The following is a 19,843-nucleotide window of genomic DNA, read 5'->3' on the forward strand; positions in this document are numbered from 1 at the left end:
TCTTGTTTTGGCGCCGCCCGCTGGCGAACAAGAGGTTAAAATCCGCGACCGCGCCCCTTGCGCTTCGGCCGCGGCTTGCGATATTCCTGCGATGATGTTTCCAGTTTCGACCATCCAGCCGGTCCGCGCCATGGCGGAGTCAAAGAATGTCCGCGCCATGGCGGACAAGGACGACGGCTCGCCCGGCAGCCCCGGCGTCGGCATCGCGACGCGCACCCGCGCCAAGGCGAAAAAGCCCTCGATGTACAAGGTGCTGCTGCTCAACGACGATTATACGCCGATGGAATTCGTCGTGATGGTGCTCCAGCGTTTCTTCAACATGGATATCGAACAGGCGACGCAGGTGATGCTGCACGTCCACCAGCAGGGCGTCGGCGTGTGCGGCGTGTTCAGCTACGAGGTCGCCGAGACCAAGGTGAACCAGGTGATGGACGCCGCGCGGCAGAACCAGCACCCGCTGCAATGCACGCTGGAAAAGGCCTGATCAGCCAGCCTTGGCCGCCTGCTCGGCTTTGAGCGCCGCCGACGGCTCCCCTTTCAGATCGCCATAGCGCAATAGCTCGCCGCACCCGGGGCAAACGGTCGCAGTGCCGACGTCGGCGCCGCAAGCGCGGTGGGTGTAGCGCATCGCCGGACCCGCGCCCTTCTCCCCCTCCTCATAAGCCCAGCGTTCGGCCCAGTTGCGCATCGCATAGAGGACGTCGAACAGATCCTTGCCTTTCGCGGTCAGGCGATATTCATGGCGTGGCGGGCGCGCCTGATAGGCATGGCGCGCGACCACCCCCTCCTTTTCCATCAGCTTGAGCCGCGCCGAGACGAGTTGCGGGCCGAGCCCGGTGTGCGCCGCGATGGCCTCGAAGCGCCGCCGCCCGAAGAACAGATCGCGCAGGATCAGCAGCACCGCGCGGTCGCCGAGCAATTCCGCCGACCGGCCGACGGGGCAGAACGTATCCGACAAATCCGCGCGTTTGGGCATTGTTCCAGCACTTCCCCTTCCTCGTCATTCCCGCGAAAGCGGGAACCCAGTTCCGGCGCTGGTTCGCTGGGTTCCCGCTTTCGCGGGAATGACGAATGAATTTCCCTCTTGTCACTATGATTATCATAGTTACGATGTGGCGCAAGAGGAGAATCGCCGATGCCCAACCCCGCAGCCGTCATCATCGGAGCCGGCGACGCCACCGGCGGCGCGATCGCCCGCGCCTTTGCCGCCGAGGGCCTCACCGCCTGCGTCAACCGCCGCGAACGCAACGCCGAGCAGCTGGAAGCCCTCGCGCAGTCGATCCGCGACGACGGGCATCAGGCGCGCGCCTTCCCCGCCGACGCGCGCGAGGAAGAAGCGATGATCGCGCTGTTCGACCGGGTCGAGGCCGAAGTCGGTCCGGTCGAGGTCGCGGTGTTCAACATCGGCGCCAACGTCCACTTCCCGATCGCCGAGACGACGGTGCGCGTCTATACCAAGGTCTGGGAAATGGCGTGCCTCGGCGGCTTCCTGATGGGCCGCGAGGCGGCGAAACGCATGGCACCGCGCGGCCGCGGCACGATCATCTTCACCGGCGCCACGGCCTCCTTGCGCGGCGGATCGGGCTTTTCGGCCTTCTCCGGCGCCAAAGCGAGCTTGCGCATGCTGGCGCAGTCGATGGCGCGCGAGCTCGGGCCGCGGGGCATCCATGTCGCGCACACGATCATCGACGGCGCGATCGACACCGAATTCATCAAGGGCCGCCACCCCGATTTCGACAATGCGAAGGCGCGGGACCTGATCCTCAATCCCGATGCCATCGCCGCCAATTATGTGATGCTCCACAAACAGCCCAGGAGCGCGTGGACGCACGAACTCGACCTTCGCCCGTGGGGAGAAAAATGGTGACCAAAACGCTCGAACTCATCTTCGATTTCGGTAGTCCCAACGCCTATCTCTCGATGAAGGCGCTCCCCGATCTGCTCGATCGCACGGGCGCCGATCTCGTCATCACGCCGTGTCTTTTGGGCGGGATCTTCAAGGCGACGGGCAACAAGGCGCCGATGATCCAATATGCCGATGCGCCGGCGAAGCTCGCTTATGAGAATCTCGAAATGCGCCGCTTCATCGCGAAGCACGGCCTCGTCAAGTTCCGTATCAACCCGCATTTTCCGGTCAACACGCTGCTCATCATGCGCGGCGCGATCGTCGCCGAGGATGAGGGCAATCTCGACGATTATGTCGACGCGGTGAACCGCGCGATGTGGGAGGATGGCCTCAAGATGGACGATCCCGAGGTGATCGCACCCTTCCTCTCGGCGAACGGTTTCGACGGCCCCGCGCTGCTCGCGCGCACGCAGGAACCCGAGATCAAGGCGAAGCTGGTCCAAAACACCGAAGCCGCGGTCGCGCGCGGCGTGTTCGGCATCCCGACCTTCTTCGTCGGCAGCGAGATGTTCTTCGGCAAGGACCGCCTGGCACAGGTCGAGGAGGCGCTTGCCTAGGCTTGCGCCGCAGCCGGCGGACGACCCGCAACGAAGATGCCCGCGACGATCAGCGCCAGCCCGGCAACATGAAACAGGTGCAGCGCCTCACCGAGGAACAGCATCGCGAGCCCCGCGCCCATCAGCGGCATCACATTCATATATTGCCCGGTCGCCGCCGAGCCGATCAGTTCCACCCCGCGATTGAAGAAGAGATAGGCGAGGAAGGACGGAAAGATCGAGACATAAGCGATCGCGAGCGCGCTCCCCATTACCGGGACGATCAGCCGCCCCGACCAGAGTTCGTGAGCGTAGAAGGGCGCGATCACCGCGATGCCGACGACGATCGACGCCGCGAGAAAGCTTAGCGGATGCACCGCGGGGCGGCGGCGGAGCAGCACCGAATAAAGCGCCCAGAGCAGGACCGCCACACTGATGATCGCATCCCCGATATTGAGCCGGAGGCCCCATAGCATCGCAGGATCGCCGCGCCCGATGATCGCGAGCACGCCGGCGAGCGAGATCAGCACCCCCGCAATCTGCCGTAGGCTGGTGCGATCGCCCATCACCAGCGCTCCGGCGATCAGCACAAGCGTGGGCTGGGCCGACTGGATCAGCATCGAATTGAGCGCGGTGGTGCTTTGCAGGCCCGTATAGAGCAGGATGTTGAACGACCCGATCGCGAGCGCGCCGAGCAACGCGACGATCTGCCAGTTCGCGCGCAGCACCGGCCAGTCGCGTTTCAGATGCGGCCAGGCGAGCGGCAGCAGAAGAAGAAGCGCGAACGTCCAGCGCCAGAAGGACAGGGCCGCGGGCGGCACGAGATCGCGCGCCGCACGCCCGACGATCGAATTGCCCGCCCAGAACAGCGCCGTCACCGTGAGCAGCGGATAAGCCCGTTTCCAAAGCGCCGCGAACGGGCCACCGTCTTTCATCATTCCGTCCCGCTTGCACCGCGCCGACTCTCTCATTCACGGCTTGGCCGAAAGATGCAATCGGAAGGAGGACATAAGCGGCGGGTTTCGGCCGGAAGCTGCCGTCGCCCACCTTTTACTTCGTCATCCCCGCGAAAGCGGGGACCCAGAGCATGCGTAGGCTGACCCCAGACTGGGTTCCCGCTTTCGCGGGAATGACGAATATTGGGTGTGTCCGCTACCCACCCCAAAACCGACGTAAACCGACGCATCGCGGCCCACGCGTCGCCAGACGAAAGACTCCCCTTAACTGAAGTCGAGCTGGATGATCTGCGTCGGCGTCGCGCGGCAATACATCTCGATCGAACGCGCGCCGTCGGGATAGGCCGCGGTCATCGCCGCGCGGATGCGCCAGCCGCCGTTGCCCTTCTCGAGGTGGACCAGCCGGTCGTAGGACAGCCGCGTGCCGCCGGTCACTCCGATCTGGCGCGCCGCGTCGTTCATGCAATTCTGCACTGATGGCCGCGCGGCGCTCGGCAAGGCCGACAGATCGGCGCTCAGCGTCGCCGGCGGCCCCGCGGGATAGGTCGGCGTTGCCGCGTCGTCCTGGACCGGCTCGCCGGCTTCGGCCTTCTTCTTCTTGCTCTGGCTCGCGAGCAAGGCGAGCAGCCCGCCCGCGACGACGATGCCGCCGATGATGAGGCCGGTACTCGGCCCCTTGTCCTTGTCCTTTTCGGGCGGCCGGACGTTGCGATAGCCATAGCCGAAGTCGGCGCGGCATCCGTCGTTCACCCAGACATAGCTCGACGTATAGCCCCATTGCCGCCCGGCGTTGCAACGGCCGCCGAGCCGGCGCACCAGTTCGACGCGGTCGTTGGTCGCGACATTGCACTGCTGATAGCGATTGCTGCGCGACTCGCAGCGGATCGTCCCCGCATAATCGTCGACCGGCTGCGGCAGCGGCACCGGGTTGCCGCCATTATTGGCGTAACCATAGCGAAACTCGGCGCGGCATCCGCCCGACACCCAGATCTGTGTCGCGGTGAAACCCCAGTCGCGCCCTTTCGAACAGCGTCCCCCGATGACGCGCGTCAATTCGACGCGATTGTTCGTGCGGACATTGCAACGCTTGATCTTGTTGTTTCGCGATTCGCAGCGGATCGTTCCGGCATAGCCGTCGCCATACCCGGGACGCGGCGGCTGGATCTGCGGCCCGCCCGGCGGCGGATAGGGCAAGGTCGTGGCCTGCGGCATCGCGGGAACGGCAAGCTGGCTGGCGATCAACGCGGCGGTGGTTGCGATCGTGACGACATGATTCCGCATGACCTTCTCCCCTGTGAAAAGTCGTTTACGTGAATGTTCCGCTTGCTGGCCCCGATACCGATAGGAACAGTCTCATATTCTCATTGGGAAAGCCACGATCAAAGCCGCGCGGTTCAGCCGAACCTTAACCATGATCGCGGCGCCCTCCGGCGACCATGGTCGCCGGCACGACCAGCCTGCTTGCGTGGCATCGCGCATGCGCTAAAGACAGCCGATGGATCAAATCGTCATTCGCGGCGGCCAGCGACTCAAGGGCCGTATCCCCATATCCGGTGCCAAGAATGCGGCGCTCACCCTGTTGCCGTGCGCGCTGCTCACCGACGAGCCGCTGACCTTGCGCAACCTGCCGCGCCTCGCCGACGTCGACGGGTTCGGCCACCTCTTGAACCAGCTCGGCTGCTCGACGACGATCGAGGGATCGCGGCCCGAGGATTTCGGCCGCGTGATGACCGCGCGCACGACGACGCTGACCTCGGCCGTCGCGCCCTATGACATCGTGCGCAAGATGCGCGCGTCGATCCTCGTCCTCGGCCCGCTGCTCGCGCGCGCGGGCGAGGCGACCGTCTCGCTGCCCGGCGGCTGCGCGATCGGCAACCGCCCGATCGACCTCCACCTGAAGGCGCTCGAAGCCTTCGGCGCCGAGATCGAGCTGGCGTCGGGCTATGTGAAGGCCGTCGCGCCGGGCGGACGCCTCAAGGGCGGCAAGTTCACCTTCCCCGTCGTGTCGGTCGGCGCGACCGAAAACGCCGTCATGGCGGCGGTGCTCGCGAACGGCACCTGCGTGCTCGAAAACGCGGCGCGCGAACCCGAGATCGTCGACCTGTGCAACTGCCTCGTCGCGATGGGGGCGCATATCGACGGCATCGGCACCGAAACGCTGACGATCGAGGGCGCTCAACGCCTGCACGGTGCGACCTATCGCGTCATGGCCGACCGCATCGAGGCGGGCAGCTACGCCTGCGCCGCGGTCATCACCCAGGGCGATGTCGAACTCGTGGGCGCCAAGGCCGACGAAATGGACGCGACGCTCGCCGCGCTGCGCGAAGCCGGCGCGACGATCGAGGAGACCAAGGCGGGCATTCGCGTCGCCATGTCGGGCCGCGCCGAACCCGTCACGCTGTCGACCGCGCCCTATCCCGGCTTCGCGACCGACATGCAGGCGCAGTTCATGGCGATGGCGACGCTCGGCAAGGGCGCGTCGCTGTTCACCGAGACGATCTTCGAAAACCGCTACATGCACGTCCCCGAGCTGGCGCGCATGGGCTGCGACATCCAGGTCAAGGGCCGTACCGCGGTCGTCCGCGGCGTCGAGCATCTGGTCGGCGCGCCGGTGATGGCGACCGACCTGCGCGCTTCGATGAGCCTGATCATCGCCGGGCTCGCCGCCGAGGGGCAGACCGAGGTCAACCGCGTCTATCACCTCGACCGCGGTTACGAACGGCTCGAGGAAAAGCTCCAGGCCGTCGGCGCCGACATCGAACGGATCAGCGCGGGGTAAGCTTCTCCGCGCGGCCATAGGCCCCGCGCACATCGCCCTTGATCCAGTCGCCGAGCAGCTTGAGATAGCCGTCGGTGAGGCGGGTATAATCGCGCGTCCCGTCGGCTTTATCGACATATTCCCACATGCCGTGGTCGGTGCCGGGGAACAGATAGGTATCGATCGGCTTGCCCGCGGCCTGGAGGCCGCGCAAGGCGGCGCGCGTCGTTTCGATCGGCGCCTCGCGATCCTCGCCCGCCAGCACCCAGAGCAAGGGCGTGTCGAGCTTCCGCAGCGCCGCGACCGCGTCATAATCCCAGATCAGTTCGAGATTGTCGAAACGCGCGCGACCGATCCGCCGGAGTTCGTCGTTCGGCATGCGCGCGATCGCGCCGCTATATTCGCCCTCGATCTTCGCCGCCCACGGCTTGTCCGCCATGTCGCGCCGCACCGCGTCGAGCGCGTCATAGCCGGTGTGGAAATCGGACAGCAGCAACCCCGCAGTCGCCGCCGACAGGCGCGTGACCAGCGCCTCGGCATCCTTGCCCAGTCCCGCCGCGCGCACTTCGGACACCATCTGCTCGCGATCCTCCTCGATCGGCGAGGCGACGAGGCCGAAGCCGACCGCGACGAAATCGGCCTTGGTCCGCGTCGCGGCGAGCGGGGCGACCCAGCCGCCCTGGCTGCCGCCGAAAAAGCCGACGCGGCCATGGCGGCCCGCCGCGAGCCCGCGCGCCGTGTCGAGCGCCTTCGCGGCATCGGCGGCGAGCAGTTCGAAATTCTGCGTATATTCGCCCTCCGATCCGCCGGTGCCGCGCTTGTCGTAGACGAAGACCGAAATCCCCTGCGCCGCCATCGCATAGCCATAGAGGCCGCCGATCGGCGACGTGCGTTCGGATCCATGCACCATCACGACGAGCGGGCGCTTCGCATCATTGCCTGGGGGCTCGATCAGCATGCCGTTCATCTGCGTGCCCGCGCTGTCGAAGCGCGCGGGCGTTTCGCGGAAGGCGATCGGACTCCACGCCTCCCCCTTCACCGTTACCTGAGCGCCGCCGCAGGCCAGCGGCGCCCCCGCTTCCGACGTCGCGCCGCGCCGCCCGTCGCGGAACTGATAGCGCAGCGCGGGCGCCGCAACCGCAGGCGATACGACCAGCACGACGAAATCGCCGTCGGGAGCGGCATAGGTGCCGGGCTGACAGGCGGTCTGCGCGAGGGCGGGTGCGCCCGGAAGCGCGGCGAGGAGCAAAAGCGTGCTGGCGAATATCTTCATGTTACCGTATTATATAGACAATACAGCTATGGCAACTCTTCCTCGCACCGCACCGGCATCGAAACCGTATTCCCGCTGACCGATGGCCGCTCGGGCCGTTTCGCGACCGCGATCACCAGTCCGGTCAGCGCGACGACGCCGCCCGCAACCGACAGCATCGCCCAGCGATAGCCCTCGAACGCGGTCGAAAAGCCCATGGCGATGATCGGGATCAGCACGCTCGACCAGGCCGCCTGCCCCGGCCCGACCGCGCGGATGACATTGAAATAGAGCGGAAAGGTCACCGCGCTCGCGATGATGCCGAGGTAGAGCACGCCGCCCAGATAGACGGCGGTCGGCTCGATCGCCGGCGGGCCGGTGGTGATCCACGCATAGCTACCGTCGGCGAGCGCGCCGAACGCCATCGCCCAGGCGATCATCACCACCATCGACTGCGCGCGCGCGATCTTCGTCCCCTGCATGACATTGGCGGTCGATGCGCTCATCACCCCCGCGAGCGTCAACGCGGTGCCGAGCAGCACTTCGTGCGCGCCCACCGCCGCCGCGCGATATTCGTGGAGGATCATCAGCCCCACGCCGATGATCGCGATGCCCGCCCCGGCGAGAAAGCGCCCCTCGAGCGGTGTCTTCAGAAAGGCCCGCCCCAGCAAAGTATTGGGCACGATCAGCAGCGCGAACAGCACCGCGACCAGCCCCGAGGTGATATGCTGCTCGGCGCGATAGACGAAGTTGAAGTTGAGCGCGAACTGCGCGATGCCGAGCACCGCCGCAAAGGCCATCGCGCGCGGCCCGATCCATATCCGCTCGCGCCGCATCGCGGCGAACAGGAACATCGCGATCGCCGCGACCGCGAAGCGATAGGTCACCGACCAGCTCGGCGGAACGACGCCGAGCTGCCCCTTAATGACGATCCAGGTCGATCCCCATATCAGCGTGACCAGCGCGAAGGGCAGCAGGACGCGCGGGCTGAGCAGCGTCGGCGCCGCGCCGCTCACAGCGCGCCGATCGCGGCGGCCAGCGGCGCGACCGCTTCCGCGTCCTGATCCCAGCTGACGACGAGGCGCGCCGCGCCCTCGCCCCAGTCGTAGAAATCGAACCCGGCCGCGCGCAACTTCGCGGCTTCCGCGGCGGTCAGGCGGACGAACAATTCATTCGCCTCGACCGGATACATCAGCCGATCGCCGCACGCCGCCGCGAGCTTCGCCGCGCCGGCATTGGCGGCGCGCGCGTTGGCGAGCCACAGATCGTCCTTCAGCATCGCGCGGATTTGCGCCGCGACGAAGCGCCCCTTGCTGAGCAGATGCCCGCCGCGCTTCTTGAGTTCGCGCACCCCGGCGCCGCCGCTGCCGCCGAAAAAGACGATCGCCTCGGCCATCATCGCGCCATTTTTCGTGAAGCCGAACGACAGCGCATCGACCCCGGCGCGCCACGTCACGTCGGCGGGAGCGCAGCCGAGGAATGCGACGGCGTTGGCGAAGCGCGCGCCGTCCATGTGCAGCTTCAGCCCCTTGCCCTTCGCGATCTCGCTGATCTCGCCGATCTCGCCGGCGCGCCACGCGAGGCCATATTCGGTCGCGTTGGTGATGCTGACCGCCGCCGGCTGGACCTGATGTACATCCTGCCGGATTCCCGCGATCCGCGCCTTCAGCGCCGCAGCGTCGATCTTCGCGCCGCGCCCCGGCAGCGGCATCAGCTTCGCGCCGCCCGAATAGAAGCTCGGCGCGCCGCATTCGTCGACCTCGATATGCGCCTCTTCATAGCAGAGAATGCCCTGCCACGGCCGCACGAAATGCGCGAGGATGATGCTGTTCGCGGCGGTCCCGGTAGGAATCCACACGACCTCGCATGTCGTCTCGAACAGGTCGGAAAAGGCCGCGTCGAGCGACTGGCTGAGCGCATCGCCGTCATAGGCCGTATCGACCCGGTTGGCCGCGGCCATCGCCTCCATCACCGCCGGATGGACGGTTGCGGCATTGTCGGAGAAGAAGCGGGTCGCGGTCATCGACGCGCCTTAGCGCAGGTGCGCGCCGCTTGCTAACCCCTCATTTTCGCGGCGGTTCGTTGGCGTCAAATGCCGAGCGAATCCGCGCAGTCGAAGGCCGAAGCGAGCTTTTCGCGGAAGCCCGAAACGTCCGACCCCACGTCGACGAGCACGGCATCGCCGACCGAGCCCGCATCGATCCGCTCATGGAGTGCGATGGTCAGCGAATCCTCCACGAACAGGTCGCCGACGAAGCGGTTATGCGCTGCGAAGCTCAGCCGATCCGGCGCCGATTCGATCACCAGCGCGCGCCATGCGGGGCCATAGCTCGACTTCACCCACAATTTCGTGCCGACGGGAAGCGCGCGCGTCGGCTTGCCCGTCACCACCGCGACATTGATCATCGTGCGGTCGGCCTCGTTGAAGGCCTGACGAATCTCGATCGATCCGCCGCCGAAACGCGCGGTGCATTCGCCCACGGTGCGGTTCGCATAGCCGAGCTCGGCGTAGGAGGCATCGTTGAACGCGGGCGTCAGGCTGGCGGCAGCCAGCAGAAGGGAGAACATGGACCAAGCTCCTGCCGAAGCCGGGCCCGTGCCCGGCCGCTCTATTGACCCTGTTTCGCGAGCAATTTCAAGCGCAAGGCGTTGAGCTTGATGAAGCCCGCCGCGTCCTTCTGGTCATAGGCGCCGGCATCGTCCTCGAAGGTCACATGGCGTTCGCTGTAGAGGCTGAACGGCGACTTGCGGCCGACGACGCTGGCATTGCCCTTGTAGAGCTTGAGGCGGACGGTGCCGGTGACGTTCGTCTGGCTGTGGTCGATCGCGGCCTGCAGCATCTCGCGCTCGGGCGCGAACCAGAAGCCGTTGTAGATGAGCTCGGCATATTTCGGCATCAGCTCGTCCTTGAGATGCGCCGCGCCGCGGTCGAGCGTGATGCTTTCGATTCCCCTATGAGCTCGCGCATAGATTTCGCCGCCCGGCGTCTCGTACATGCCGCGCGACTTCATGCCGACAAAGCGGTTCTCGACAAGGTCGAGGCGGCCGATGCCATGCTTGCGGCCGAGATCATTCAAGGCCGCGAGCAAGGTCGCGGGCGACATCGCATTACCGTTGAGCGCGACACCATCGCCGCGCTCGAAATCGATCGTGATATATTCGGGCGTGTCGGGCGCGTCTTCGGGATTGACCGTGCGCGAATAGACATAGTCGGGGGTTTCTTCCCACGGATCCTCGAGCACCTTGCCCTCGGACGAGGTGTGGAGGAGGTTTGCGTCGGTGCTGAACGGGCTTTCGCCGCGCTTGTCCTTCGGCACGGGAATCTGGTTCTTCTCGGCGAAGTCGATCAGCGCGGTGCGGCTGGTCAGTTCCCACTCGCGCCACGGCGCGATCACCTTGATGTCGGGGTTGAGCGCATAGGCCGAGAGTTCGAAACGCACCTGGTCATTGCCCTTGCCCGTCGCGCCATGCGCGACCGCGTCGGCGCCCGTTTCCTTCGCGATCTCGACCAGCCGCTTCGAAATCAGCGGGCGCGCGATCGAGGTGCCGAGCAGATAATCGCCCTCGTAGCGGGCATTGGCGCGCATCATCGGGAAGACGAAGTCGCGCACGAACTCCTCGCGCAGATCGTCGATATAGATGTGCTCCGGCTTGATCCCCATCAGCTCGGCCTTGGCGCGCGCAGGCTCGAGTTCCTCGCCCTGCCCGAGGTCGGCGGTGAAGGTCACCACCTCGCAGCCATAGGTGACCTGCAGCCACTTCAGAATGACGCTGGTATCGAGGCCGCCCGAATAGGCGAGGACGACGCGCTTGATGGACTCGGACATGGCTGTACCTTTGGCGAGGGAAAGACGCGGGCGCGGCTAGCAGGGAGCCGCCCGAGGCGCAACCGGCTTGGCGCGCGTTCGCCCGCAGGCTATCGTCGGCGGCCGGGAGAAAAGCCATAGCCAAAGCCGAAATCAAGACCAAGGCAACCGGCCTCCCGGTCGCCGACTTCATCGCCGCGGTGCCCGACGCGCGACGCCGCGACGAGGCCTCGGTGGTCGACGCCATGCACCGCCGGGTCACCGGCCTCGAGCCCAGGATGTGGGGCCCCTCGATCATCGGCTATGGCAGCTATGAGTATAGTTATAACAGCGGCCGGTCGGGCACCATGTGCCGCGCCGGATTCTCGCCCCGCAAGGCCGCGATGACACTCTATCTGATGGGCCATTATTGCGACCGCCAGCCCGAGGCCGACGCGCTGCTCGAAAAGCTCGGCAAATACAGGAACGGCAAATCCTGTCTTTACATCAACAAGCTTGCCGACGTGGATATGGATATACTCGAACAGCTCGTCAGGTTGAGCTGGGACGTGATGAACGAGCGTTACCCGACGTAACGTCCCTCCGCATCACCCATATAGTCGCGCGTCAGCGGCAGCGCGTGGCGGCTGCGCGCGAACTGGATCTGGTAATTGCCCATCCCGCCGCTCTCGAACGCCGCTGTCGCGCCGGCGAGGTAGAAGCACCACATGCGAAAGAAGCGATCGCCCATCATGGCGACGATCTCCGCTTCATGCGCGAGCGTCCGCGCATACCATTGACGCAGGGTCAGCGCATAATGCAGCCGCAGCGTCTCGACATCCGTCACGATCAGCCGGCTCTTCTCGCTCGCCGCCAGCGTCTCGCTGAGCGCCGGGATATAGCCGCCGGGGAAGATATATTTGCGGGTGAAGGCGTCGGTCGACCCTGGCCGTCCGAAGCGGCCGATCGTATGGAGCAGCATCACGCCGTCGGCGGTCATCAGGTTCGCGGCGGCGCGAAAGAAAGTCTCGAAATTGGGCGCGCCGACATGCTCGAACATGCCCACCGAAACGATGCGGTCGAAGCGCCCCGCGTCGCGCGCGGCAAGGTCGCGATAGTCGATCAGCTCGAATTTCACCCGGTCGGCGACTCCCGCCGCCGCGGCGCGCTCGCGCGCGAGCGCGAGCTGCTCCTCGGACAGGGTGATGCCGAGCACTTCGACCTTTTCGAGCTTCGCGAGCGTGATCGCCATCCCGCCCCAGCCGCAACCGATGTCGAGCACCCGCTGTCCCGGCGCGAGCGCGAGCTTCGCCGCGATATGCGCCTTTTTCGCGGCCTGCGCTTCCTCCAGCGTCATGCCGGGCCGCGGCCAGTAAGCGCAGCTATATTGCATGTCTTCGTCGAGGAAGAGACGGTAGAGGGCGTTGCCGATGTCGTAATGATGCTTGACGTTGGCGCGCGACCGGCGCCGGCGGTTGATCGATCCGATCCGCGTTTTCAGCCAGTCGACCTGCTCGCCGGCCCATGTCCTATCCTTGAGCGTCGCGCCGCGATCCCACGGCGTGTTCATGCGGATGAGGCCGACAAGCTCCATGATGTCGCCCTCGACCAGCTCCATCTCGCCATCCATGAACGCCTCGGCGGCGCCGAGACGCGGGTCGAGGATGATGCGGCGCATACCCTTGCGGCTGGTGAAGCGGACGGTAACCTCTGGGAAACCCGGCGCGGGCTGGCCGAATTCCTCGCGCGCGCCATCGGGCGCCACGATCGTGAGCCGCCCCTGATGGATGACGCGGGAGAGAAATGGACGCAGGATCGACATTCTATCGACCAAATATCTATCTCGGAAAAAGGTTGCGATCAAATTCCCGCATACCATTCATAATCGACGCGGTCCTCCCAATAGCCGCCCTTGCCCGCGCCGATATGGTCGAGGCTCGCGACCGCCTCGATCGCGTTCACATATTTGGCGTGCTTGTAGCCGAGCTGGCGCTCGATGCGCAGGCGCAGCGGCGCGCCGTTCTGGTTGGGCAGCACCTTGCCGTACACGCCGAACACCAGCAGCGCCAGCGAAATACGGGTTCAAGTCAGCCAGGCGCAGCGGCGCGCCGTTGGCGATGGGCAGCACCGCATCGCCCAGCGCCCAGGCTAGGATCGTCTGCGGATGCAAAGCATCGACCATGTCGCAGCTTTCATAATAGAGCGCGTCGCCGAGCCGGTCGGCGCAGCGGAAGACGATATAGCGCGCGCTGTCCTTGACACCGGCCGCTGCGAGGATCCGGCGAAGCTGCACGCCGGTCCACCCGCCGATCGCGCTCCAGCCCTCGACGCAGTCGTGGCGCGTGATCTGCGTGCGCTGCGGCATCGCGCGGATGTCGGCCAGCGACAGCGACAGCGGCCGCGCGACGAGGCCAGAGACCTTGACGCGCCAGTCGACGAAACCGCTCGCGGCGTGCGCGGCATAATCGGAGCCCGCGGGCAGGCGCGTGCCGTTCGGCCGGAAATAAGGCGACAGGTCGGCGCGGGTGAATTCGCGCGCGAGCGCGTCGCGGTCGATCAGCGCGCGCTGGCTCGCGCGGTTCATTTCCTCGCCCATCGACAGGATTGTGCGCACTACGGGCGCCTCGTTGATCGCGTCGCAGCCCGAAAGCAGCGGCAGCGCCCCCGCCGCGGCGACGAGCCCGCCGGCGCGTGCGATCAGTTCGCGGCGCGGAAGGATGAGGCTACTCACGCGCGCGCGCCCTTCTCCGGCGGCAGGCGAAACCAGCCGGTGATCATCGACCGCAGCTCGTTGGCCGGCCCGGCGAGCAGCACCATCGCGATGTGGACGAAAAAGAAGGCGACCAGCGCCCAGGCGGTGATGAAATGGATCGAGCGCGCCGACTGGCGCCCGCCGAAAATGTCGGTGAGCCACGGCCAGGCCGCGTTCATCCCGGGCGACATGGTGAGGCCCGTCGCGATCATCAGCGGCAACGCGACGAAGATGACGCCGATATAGCTGAGCTTTTGCAATATGCCGTAGCGCGCCGCGGCCTCGCCCTTCGGAAAGCGCAGCCGCGCATGATCCTTCACGTCGCGCCAGATGTGGCGCGGCGACCATTCGGCGCGGCGGACGTGCAGATCCTTGCGCAAATGCCCGCCGAAGAGCGTCCAGAGCATGTAGAGCGCCAGCCCCACCGACAACAGCCATGCGAACAGCAGGTGCCAGCGCCGCCCGTCGGCGAGGCTGTAACGCGTCGGGATCGTCGCCCAGCCCGGAAACGCCCGGGTCTTCGTCGCCCCTTGCGCGTCGGTCCATCGGCCGAGCACGCCCGTCGTGTCGACCTTCCAGTTACCGACCCGCAGATAGCCCGTATCGGCGGTCGACCCGATCGCCAGCCAGGCGCGATCGAAATTGGCGCCATATTCGCCCCAATAGAGGCGCGGGTGTGCATTGAAGATCATCAGCCCGCTCATCAGGAGGACGAGCAAGGCGGCGGCATTCACCCAATGCCAGATGCGCACCGGCAGCCGGTGGCGATAGACACGCGCTGGCGGCGTCGCGGGAGCAAGATCGGTCATCGTTTCCGGCACACCCTTCAAGCCCCTCCTCTTCAGGGGAGGGGCTTAGAGGGTTCGGTGCCCGGCACCGTCTGGTTACGCGACGACCTGTGCGGCATATTCTTCGCGATAACGAGTGCGCAAGCTGACCTTGTCGATCTTTTCGCTGCCGAGCTTGGGCAGCGCGTCGTTCGACATCCAGATCTTGCACGGCACCTTATAGGGCGCGAGGCGCGCGCCGAGGAAGGCGGCCAGATCGTCGGCGGTCGCGCCGCTGCCGGGCTTCATCCAGACCACCGCGCCGACGCACTCGCCGAGCCGCTCGTCGGGAAGCCCGAACACGGCGCATTCGTTCGCGTCGGGATGCTCGTAGATCGCGGCCTCGACCTCCTGGCAGCTGATATTCTCGCCGCCGCGGATGATGATGTCCTTCTTGCGGTCGACGATGAACAGATAGCCGTCCTCGTCGAGATAGCCGAGGTCGCCCGAACGGAAATAGCCATTGTCGAAGAAGGCCGCCCTGGTCGCTTCGGGATTGTTCCAATAGCCCTCGAAATTGCACACCGAGCGGATACACACTTCGCCGACGCCGCCCTGCGCCACTTCGTTGCCGTTGTCGTCGAGGATCGCGAGATCGACGAGCGGCTTCGACGCCGGCCCGGTCGACAGCGGCTTGGCGAGGTAATTTTCGTTGATGATGCCGCAGCCGACCGCGTTGGTTTCGGTAAGGCCATAGCCGAGCAGGGGCTTGCCCTCGCCCATCTCGGTCGCGAGGCGCTTCACATGCTCGGGCGGGCGCGGCGCGCCGCCGCCGGCGTAGCTCTTGCACGTCGACAGGTCGTAATTCTTGCGGTTCGGGTGGACGAGGATTTCATAGCTCATCAGCGGGACGCCGACGAAATAATTGACCTGTTCGTCCTGGATCAGCCGCATCGCCTCTTCGGCGTTCCATTTCGGCATCAGCACAAGTTTGCGGCCGAGCGCGAAGCTTTGCAGGAACACCGGGATTTCCGCGGTGACGTGGAACAGCGGGGTGCAGATCAGGGTTGCGGGCTGGATGTCCGACATCTGCCCGTCCTCGGTCAGCAGATGGACGATACTCGCGGTCTGCGTGACATAGTTGAAGATCGCCTGGCACACCGCTTCGTGGCGCGAATAGGCGCCCTTCGACTGGCCGGTCGAGCCGGAGGTGAAGAGGATGGTCGCGAGATCCTGTCCGGTCAGGGCGGGCAGCACCGTCTCGGCACTGCCGCCCGCGCCGGTGATCGGCGCGATCGCCTGCTCGATCGGCTGCGCGATGTCGAGCGTCACGACCTTCGCGCCGTGCTGCACGCCGGGCTCCGCGAGCCTTGCCGCGCGCTGAACGTCGGCGATGACCAGCTTCGCTTCGCTGTCCTCGATCCCGGCCGCGAGTTCGCCGCCCTGCCACCAGCCGTTGAGCAAGGTCGCGCAGCCGCCCGCCATCAAGATGCCGAGATAGGTAACGCACCACGCATTGGCGTTGCGCATCGCGAGGCCCACGCGGTCGCCGCGCTGAACGCCGAACCCTTCGACCAGCCCCGCCGCGACCTGCCGCGCCGCGGCGTGGACCTGTTTGAACGACAGCCGCTCGCCGCCTTCGACCAGGAAGGCCGCATCGCCATGCTGCGCCGCGAAAAAGGCGACATAGTCGGCGATATTGGTCGGCGCGTTGGTGATGAAGGGAAGCTCGCGGCCGAAGCGTTCGACGATCCCGACCTGGATCGGTCCGCCCGGACCGGTGATCAGATTATAGGCGGCTTCCAGGCGCAAATCGAGCGCAGATGGCATCGTGTATCTCTCCTCTTGGTCTCGCTCGCCTTACCCCTTATGGGGAGGCCTCTCCTGGGGAAGGACAGCGCGACGATATGTTTCTTTTTGCAACCTTAGCCGAAGCAACGCAATATCTTAACTTTCAGGATTTGATGGGGCCCAACAGCGAGATCGCGTTCAGCGTCTTCGGCCTTCCCATCCGCTGGTATGCGCTCGCCTATCTCGCCGGGATTTTCATCGGTTACTGGTATCTGCTCAAGCTGATCGCGCAGCCCGGCGCGCCGATGGCGCGGCGTCACGCCGACGACATGATCTTCTATGCCATGCTCGGGATCATCCTTGGCGGGCGGCTCGGCTATGTGCTCTTCTACAATCTCGGCAACTATCTCCAGAAGCCGCTCGACATCTTCAAATTGTGGGACGGCGGCATGTCGCTGCACGGCGGGGTGATCGGCGTGCTGGTCGCGATCTGGTATGTGACGCGGAAGGAGAAGCTGAGCTTCCTGCGCTTTTGCGACTATATCGCCTGCGTCGTCCCCTTCGGCCTTTTCTTCGGCCGCCTCGCCAATTTCGTCAACGGCGAGCTATGGGGCCGCGCGACGACCGTGCCATGGGCGATCATCTTTCCGGGCAGCGGCACGCTGGACCCGCGCCACCCGAGCCAGCTTTACGAAGCCGGCCTCGAAGGCGTCGTGATGATGGCGATCCTCGCCTTCTTCTTCTGGCGCACCGACGCGCGCTACAAGCCGGGTTTCCTCTTCGGCATGGCGGCGATCATCTATGGCCTCAGCCGTTTCGCGGTCGAGTTCGTGCGCGAACCCGACGTCCAGCTCGGCACCTTGCCGTGGGGACTGACGATGGGGCAGACGCTGACCATCCCGATGCTGCTCGCCGGTTTCTGGCTCGTGGCGACCGCAAAGGGGCGCCGCCAGCGGGTCGAGCCGATCGCCGGACCCGATGCCGTTGCGTGACGCACCTCCGGCGCCGGACAAACTGATAAGCCAAATCGCGGCGTCGCGGCCGGCGACGGTCGCCGACTATATGGCGGCGGCGAACGCGCATTATTATGCGACGCGCGATCCGCTCGGCGCCGCCGGCGACTTCACCACCGCGCCCGAGATCAGCCAGATGTTCGGCGAGATGATCGGGGTCTGGATCGCCGATTTATGGTCGCGCGCGGGCAGCCCGGCGTTTCGCTATATCGAACTCGGCCCCGGCCGCGGCACGCTCGCCGCCGATGCGCTGCGCGTCATGGCGCGCTTCGGCTGCGCGCCGCAGGGGGTCCACCTCGTCGAGACGAGCCCGGCGCTGCGCCAAGCCCAGCGCGCGCGCCTGCCCGGCGCCGAACATCATGACGAGGTCGACGCGCTGCCCGACGACCTGCCGCTGATCATCGTCGCGAACGAGTTTTTCGACGCGCTGCCGGTCCATCAATATGTCCGCACGGCGGGCGGCTGGCGCGAGCGCATGGTCGAACGCCGCGAGGGCGCCTTGGGGGCCGTCGCGGGCGAGGTTCCGGCCGAGACATCCGTGCCCGCTTCGCTCCGTGGCACGCCCGAGGGCACGATCGTCGAAACCGCCCCGGCATCGGCCGCGATCATGCAGCGATGCGCCTTTCGCCTCGCGCGGCAGGGCGGCGCGATGCTGGCGATCGACTATGGTTATGCGGGTCCCGCCGCGGGCGACACGCTGCAGGCGGTCAAAGCGCACCGCTTTGCCGACCCCTTCGCCGATCCGGGCGAGGCCGACCTGACCGCGCATGTCGATTTCGCCGCGCTCGCCGATGTCGCACGGCGGGCGGGCGTGGCCGCGAGCGCGCTCGCGACCCAGGGCGCGTGGCTGCGACGGCTCGGCATCGACGCCCGGCTGCAATCGCTGGCCGCCACCGCCCCCGACCGCGCCGACGAATTGCAAGGCCAGCGCGACCGCCTCGTCGAGCCGAAAGCGATGGGCGATCTGTTCAAGGCGATGGCCTTCACCGCACCGCACTGGCCCACGCCCGCAGGCTTTGAAGGAGACGCCGCATGACCGCCGTGCAACTGGCAACACCGGCCGATGCGGAGGCGATCGCCGCCTTCGCCAACGGATCGTTCACGCACACCTTCGGCCATATCTATGACCCGGCCGATCTTGCGACCTTCCTGGCCGGCTGGAACCCGCCCGACCGCGTCCGCGCGCAGATCGCGAGCGACGAGCATGACATCGCGCTCGTCCGCGACGGCGCGGGCGCGATCCTCGGCTATATCAAGATGGGTCCGCTCGATTTCGATCTGCCCGCCGACCAGCCGACCGGTGGCGCGGTCGAATTGCACCAGCTCTATGTGGCCGAAGCCGCCAAAGGCACCGGCGTCGCGGCGGCGCTGATGGACTGGGGCATCGCCTGGGCGCGCGAGCGGGGGTCGATCCTCTACCTCACCGTCTTCACCGAGAATGACCGCGCGCAGGCCTTCTACCGCCGCTATGGCTTTTACGACGTGGGCCGCAACGCCTTCCGCGTCGGCAACCATATCGACGAGGACCGCTTCTTCAGGCTCGACCTGTGAGCGCGCCCTTCGTCACCGCGCCGACGCTGGACGGCACCGCGCACGGCTTCTTCGGGCGCCACGGCGGCGTGTCGGCAGGCGATCTCGCGTCGCTCAACTGCGGGCTCGGGTCGGGCGACGATCCCGCGCTGATCGCCGAGAACCGGCGGCGCGTCACCGAGGCGGTTTTGCCGGGCGCGACGCTCGCCGGCCTGTATCAGGTCCACGGCCATCGCTGCGTCATCGTCGATGCAAGCACCGACCTCGCCGCGCGGCCCGAGGCCGATGCGCTCGCGACGCGCGCGCCCGGCATCCTGCTCGGCATATTGACCGCCGACTGCGTCCCGGTGCTGTTCGCCGACCGCGAGGCCGGGGTCGCCGGCGCGGCGCATGCGGGCTGGAAAGGCGCGCTCGCGGGGATCACCGACGCGACGCTGGACGCGATGGAGAGCCTCGGCGCGAGCCGCGCCAACATCGCCGCCGCGATCGGCCCGTGCATCGGCCGCGCCTCCTACGAGGTCGACGATGGTTTCGTGCAGCGCTTCGTCGGCGACGATCCCGCGAACGAACGCTTCTTCGCCGCGGGCAAGCCCGGCCACGCGATGTTCGACATCGCCGCCTATGTCGCCGCGCGGCTCGCCGCGGCGGGCGTCACGCGAATTGCCATCGGCGGGCAGGACACCTATGCCGACCGCCAAGACTATTTCAGCTATCGCCGCGCGTGCCATAAAGGGGAGAATACCTATGGTCGTCAGCTGTCGGTGATCGGTCTCGCCTGACGACCGACAGTCAAGGAT

At 66.4% G+C, this 19,843-nt stretch carries 20 protein-coding genes and 1 pseudogene; 9 read left to right on the forward strand and 12 right to left on the reverse strand.

The genetic code is table 11. The features are described from left to right. Positions 1–157: 157 nt before the first annotated feature. Positions 158–484: an ATP-dependent Clp protease adapter ClpS gene (gene clpS, locus QZL87_RS12885; protein WP_235211521.1), complete on the forward strand. Its 327-nt coding sequence runs from the start codon at positions 158–160 to the stop codon at positions 482–484. On the opposite strand, the gene QZL87_RS12890 is transcribed toward clpS, so the two are convergent. Then, the gene (locus tag QZL87_RS12890; protein WP_295320011.1) at positions 485–958 is read right to left on the reverse strand and encodes a helix-turn-helix domain-containing protein; all 474 of its coding nucleotides are present in this window, start codon (positions 956–958) and stop codon (positions 485–487) included. A gap of 177 nt (positions 959–1,135) precedes the next feature. Between QZL87_RS12890 and QZL87_RS12895 the strand changes: the two genes are divergently transcribed. After that, positions 1,136–1,867: an SDR family oxidoreductase gene (locus tag QZL87_RS12895; RefSeq protein WP_295320013.1), complete on the forward strand. Its 732-nt coding sequence runs from the start codon at positions 1,136–1,138 to the stop codon at positions 1,865–1,867. Next, entirely contained in the window at positions 1,861–2,463 is a 603-nt protein-coding gene (locus tag QZL87_RS12900) for a 2-hydroxychromene-2-carboxylate isomerase (protein WP_295320015.1), read from the forward strand. Before QZL87_RS12895 ends, QZL87_RS12900 begins: the two co-directional genes overlap by 7 nt. Here the strand turns inward: QZL87_RS12900 and QZL87_RS12905 are convergent. Together QZL87_RS12905 and QZL87_RS12910 are read right to left on the reverse strand one after the other, a co-directional pair. Then, the gene (locus QZL87_RS12905) at positions 2,460–3,380 is read right to left on the reverse strand and encodes a DMT family transporter (protein ID WP_295320017.1); all 921 of its coding nucleotides are present in this window, start codon (positions 3,378–3,380) and stop codon (positions 2,460–2,462) included. The two genes, QZL87_RS12900 and QZL87_RS12905, sit on opposite strands and share 4 nt — an antisense overlap. A 282-nt stretch (positions 3,381–3,662) precedes the next feature. Further along, a complete protein-coding gene (locus QZL87_RS12910) occupies positions 3,663–4,679 on the reverse strand; it encodes a DUF3011 domain-containing protein (protein ID WP_295320019.1) in 1,017 nt (338 codons plus the stop codon). Positions 4,680–4,893: 214 nt separating this feature from the next. On the opposite strand from QZL87_RS12910, the gene murA reads away from it, so the two are divergent. After that, positions 4,894–6,177, forward strand: a complete 1,284-nt coding sequence (murA, locus tag QZL87_RS12915) for a UDP-N-acetylglucosamine 1-carboxyvinyltransferase (protein WP_295320021.1) — start codon at positions 4,894–4,896, stop codon at positions 6,175–6,177. Here murA and QZL87_RS12920 read toward each other — a convergent pair. The 5 genes from QZL87_RS12920 to QZL87_RS12940 form a co-directional block, all read right to left on the reverse strand. Further along, entirely contained in the window at positions 6,164–7,429 is a 1,266-nt protein-coding gene (locus tag QZL87_RS12920; RefSeq protein ID WP_295320024.1) for an alpha/beta hydrolase, read from the reverse strand. The two genes, murA and QZL87_RS12920, sit on opposite strands and share 14 nt — an antisense overlap. A 26-nt stretch (positions 7,430–7,455) precedes the next feature. Then, the gene (locus tag QZL87_RS12925; protein WP_295320026.1) at positions 7,456–8,424 is read right to left on the reverse strand and encodes a DMT family transporter; all 969 of its coding nucleotides are present in this window, start codon (positions 8,422–8,424) and stop codon (positions 7,456–7,458) included. Beyond that, positions 8,421–9,431: a beta-eliminating lyase-related protein gene (locus tag QZL87_RS12930; RefSeq protein WP_295320028.1), complete on the reverse strand. Its 1,011-nt coding sequence runs from the start codon at positions 9,429–9,431 to the stop codon at positions 8,421–8,423. Before QZL87_RS12930 ends, QZL87_RS12925 begins: the two co-directional genes overlap by 4 nt. A 65-nt stretch (positions 9,432–9,496) precedes the next feature. Then, positions 9,497–9,976, reverse strand: coding sequence for a hypothetical protein (locus tag QZL87_RS12935; protein ID WP_295320031.1), 480 nt, complete (start codon positions 9,974–9,976; stop codon positions 9,497–9,499). Positions 9,977–10,017: 41 nt separating this feature from the next. Then, positions 10,018–11,235 (reverse strand): argininosuccinate synthase, encoded by a 1,218-nt coding sequence (locus QZL87_RS12940; protein ID WP_295320032.1) that lies wholly within the window; start codon positions 11,233–11,235, stop codon positions 10,018–10,020. A 179-nt stretch (positions 11,236–11,414) separates the two neighbouring features. Here QZL87_RS12940 and QZL87_RS12945 point away from each other — a divergent pair, with 179 nt between their 5' ends. Then, entirely contained in the window at positions 11,415–11,789 is a 375-nt protein-coding gene (locus tag QZL87_RS12945; protein WP_362987400.1) for a DUF1801 domain-containing protein, read from the forward strand. On the opposite strand, the gene QZL87_RS12950 is transcribed toward QZL87_RS12945, so the two are convergent. The 4 genes and pseudogenes from QZL87_RS12950 to QZL87_RS12965 form a co-directional block, all read right to left on the reverse strand. After that, complete coding sequence (locus QZL87_RS12950; RefSeq protein ID WP_295326882.1) at positions 11,777–13,015, reverse strand: cyclopropane-fatty-acyl-phospholipid synthase family protein; 1,239 nt, start codon at positions 13,013–13,015, stop codon at positions 11,777–11,779. The genes QZL87_RS12945 and QZL87_RS12950 overlap by 13 nt on opposite strands. Before the next feature lie 38 nt (positions 13,016–13,053). Beyond that, a pseudogene (locus QZL87_RS12955) lies at positions 13,054–13,924 on the reverse strand (molybdopterin-dependent oxidoreductase). Continuing rightward, positions 13,921–14,754, reverse strand: coding sequence for a cytochrome b/b6 domain-containing protein (locus tag QZL87_RS12960; protein WP_295320033.1), 834 nt, complete (start codon positions 14,752–14,754; stop codon positions 13,921–13,923). Before QZL87_RS12960 ends, QZL87_RS12955 begins: the two are co-directional and overlap by 4 nt. Positions 14,755–14,829: 75 nt before the next feature. Continuing rightward, the gene (locus QZL87_RS12965; RefSeq protein WP_295320034.1) at positions 14,830–16,542 is read right to left on the reverse strand and encodes a class I adenylate-forming enzyme family protein; all 1,713 of its coding nucleotides are present in this window, start codon (positions 16,540–16,542) and stop codon (positions 14,830–14,832) included. A gap of 134 nt (positions 16,543–16,676) precedes the next feature. On the opposite strand from QZL87_RS12965, the gene lgt reads away from it, so the two are divergent. The 4 genes from lgt to pgeF are packed head-to-tail and all read left to right on the forward strand — an operon-like array spanning position 16,677 to position 19,825. After that, positions 16,677–17,495 carry a prolipoprotein diacylglyceryl transferase gene (gene lgt / locus QZL87_RS12970; protein ID WP_295326884.1) on the forward strand — a complete coding sequence of 273 codons (819 nt, stop codon included), beginning with the start codon at positions 16,677–16,679 and terminating at the stop codon, positions 17,493–17,495. Further along, positions 17,482–18,552, forward strand: coding sequence for an SAM-dependent methyltransferase (locus QZL87_RS12975; RefSeq protein ID WP_295320035.1), 1,071 nt, complete (start codon positions 17,482–17,484; stop codon positions 18,550–18,552). The genes lgt and QZL87_RS12975 overlap by 14 nt, the downstream gene beginning before the upstream one ends. After that, complete coding sequence (locus QZL87_RS12980; RefSeq protein WP_295320036.1) at positions 18,549–19,067, forward strand: GNAT family N-acetyltransferase; 519 nt, start codon at positions 18,549–18,551, stop codon at positions 19,065–19,067. The genes QZL87_RS12975 and QZL87_RS12980 overlap by 4 nt, the downstream gene beginning before the upstream one ends. After that, positions 19,064–19,825: a peptidoglycan editing factor PgeF gene (gene pgeF / locus QZL87_RS12985; RefSeq protein WP_295320038.1), complete on the forward strand. Its 762-nt coding sequence runs from the start codon at positions 19,064–19,066 to the stop codon at positions 19,823–19,825. Before QZL87_RS12980 ends, pgeF begins: the two co-directional genes overlap by 4 nt. The last annotated feature ends 18 nt before the right edge of the window (positions 19,826–19,843 follow it).

The sequence above is a fragment of the uncultured Sphingopyxis sp. genome, from assembly GCF_900078365.1.
Lineage (GTDB): Bacteria > Pseudomonadota > Alphaproteobacteria > Sphingomonadales > Sphingomonadaceae > Sphingopyxis.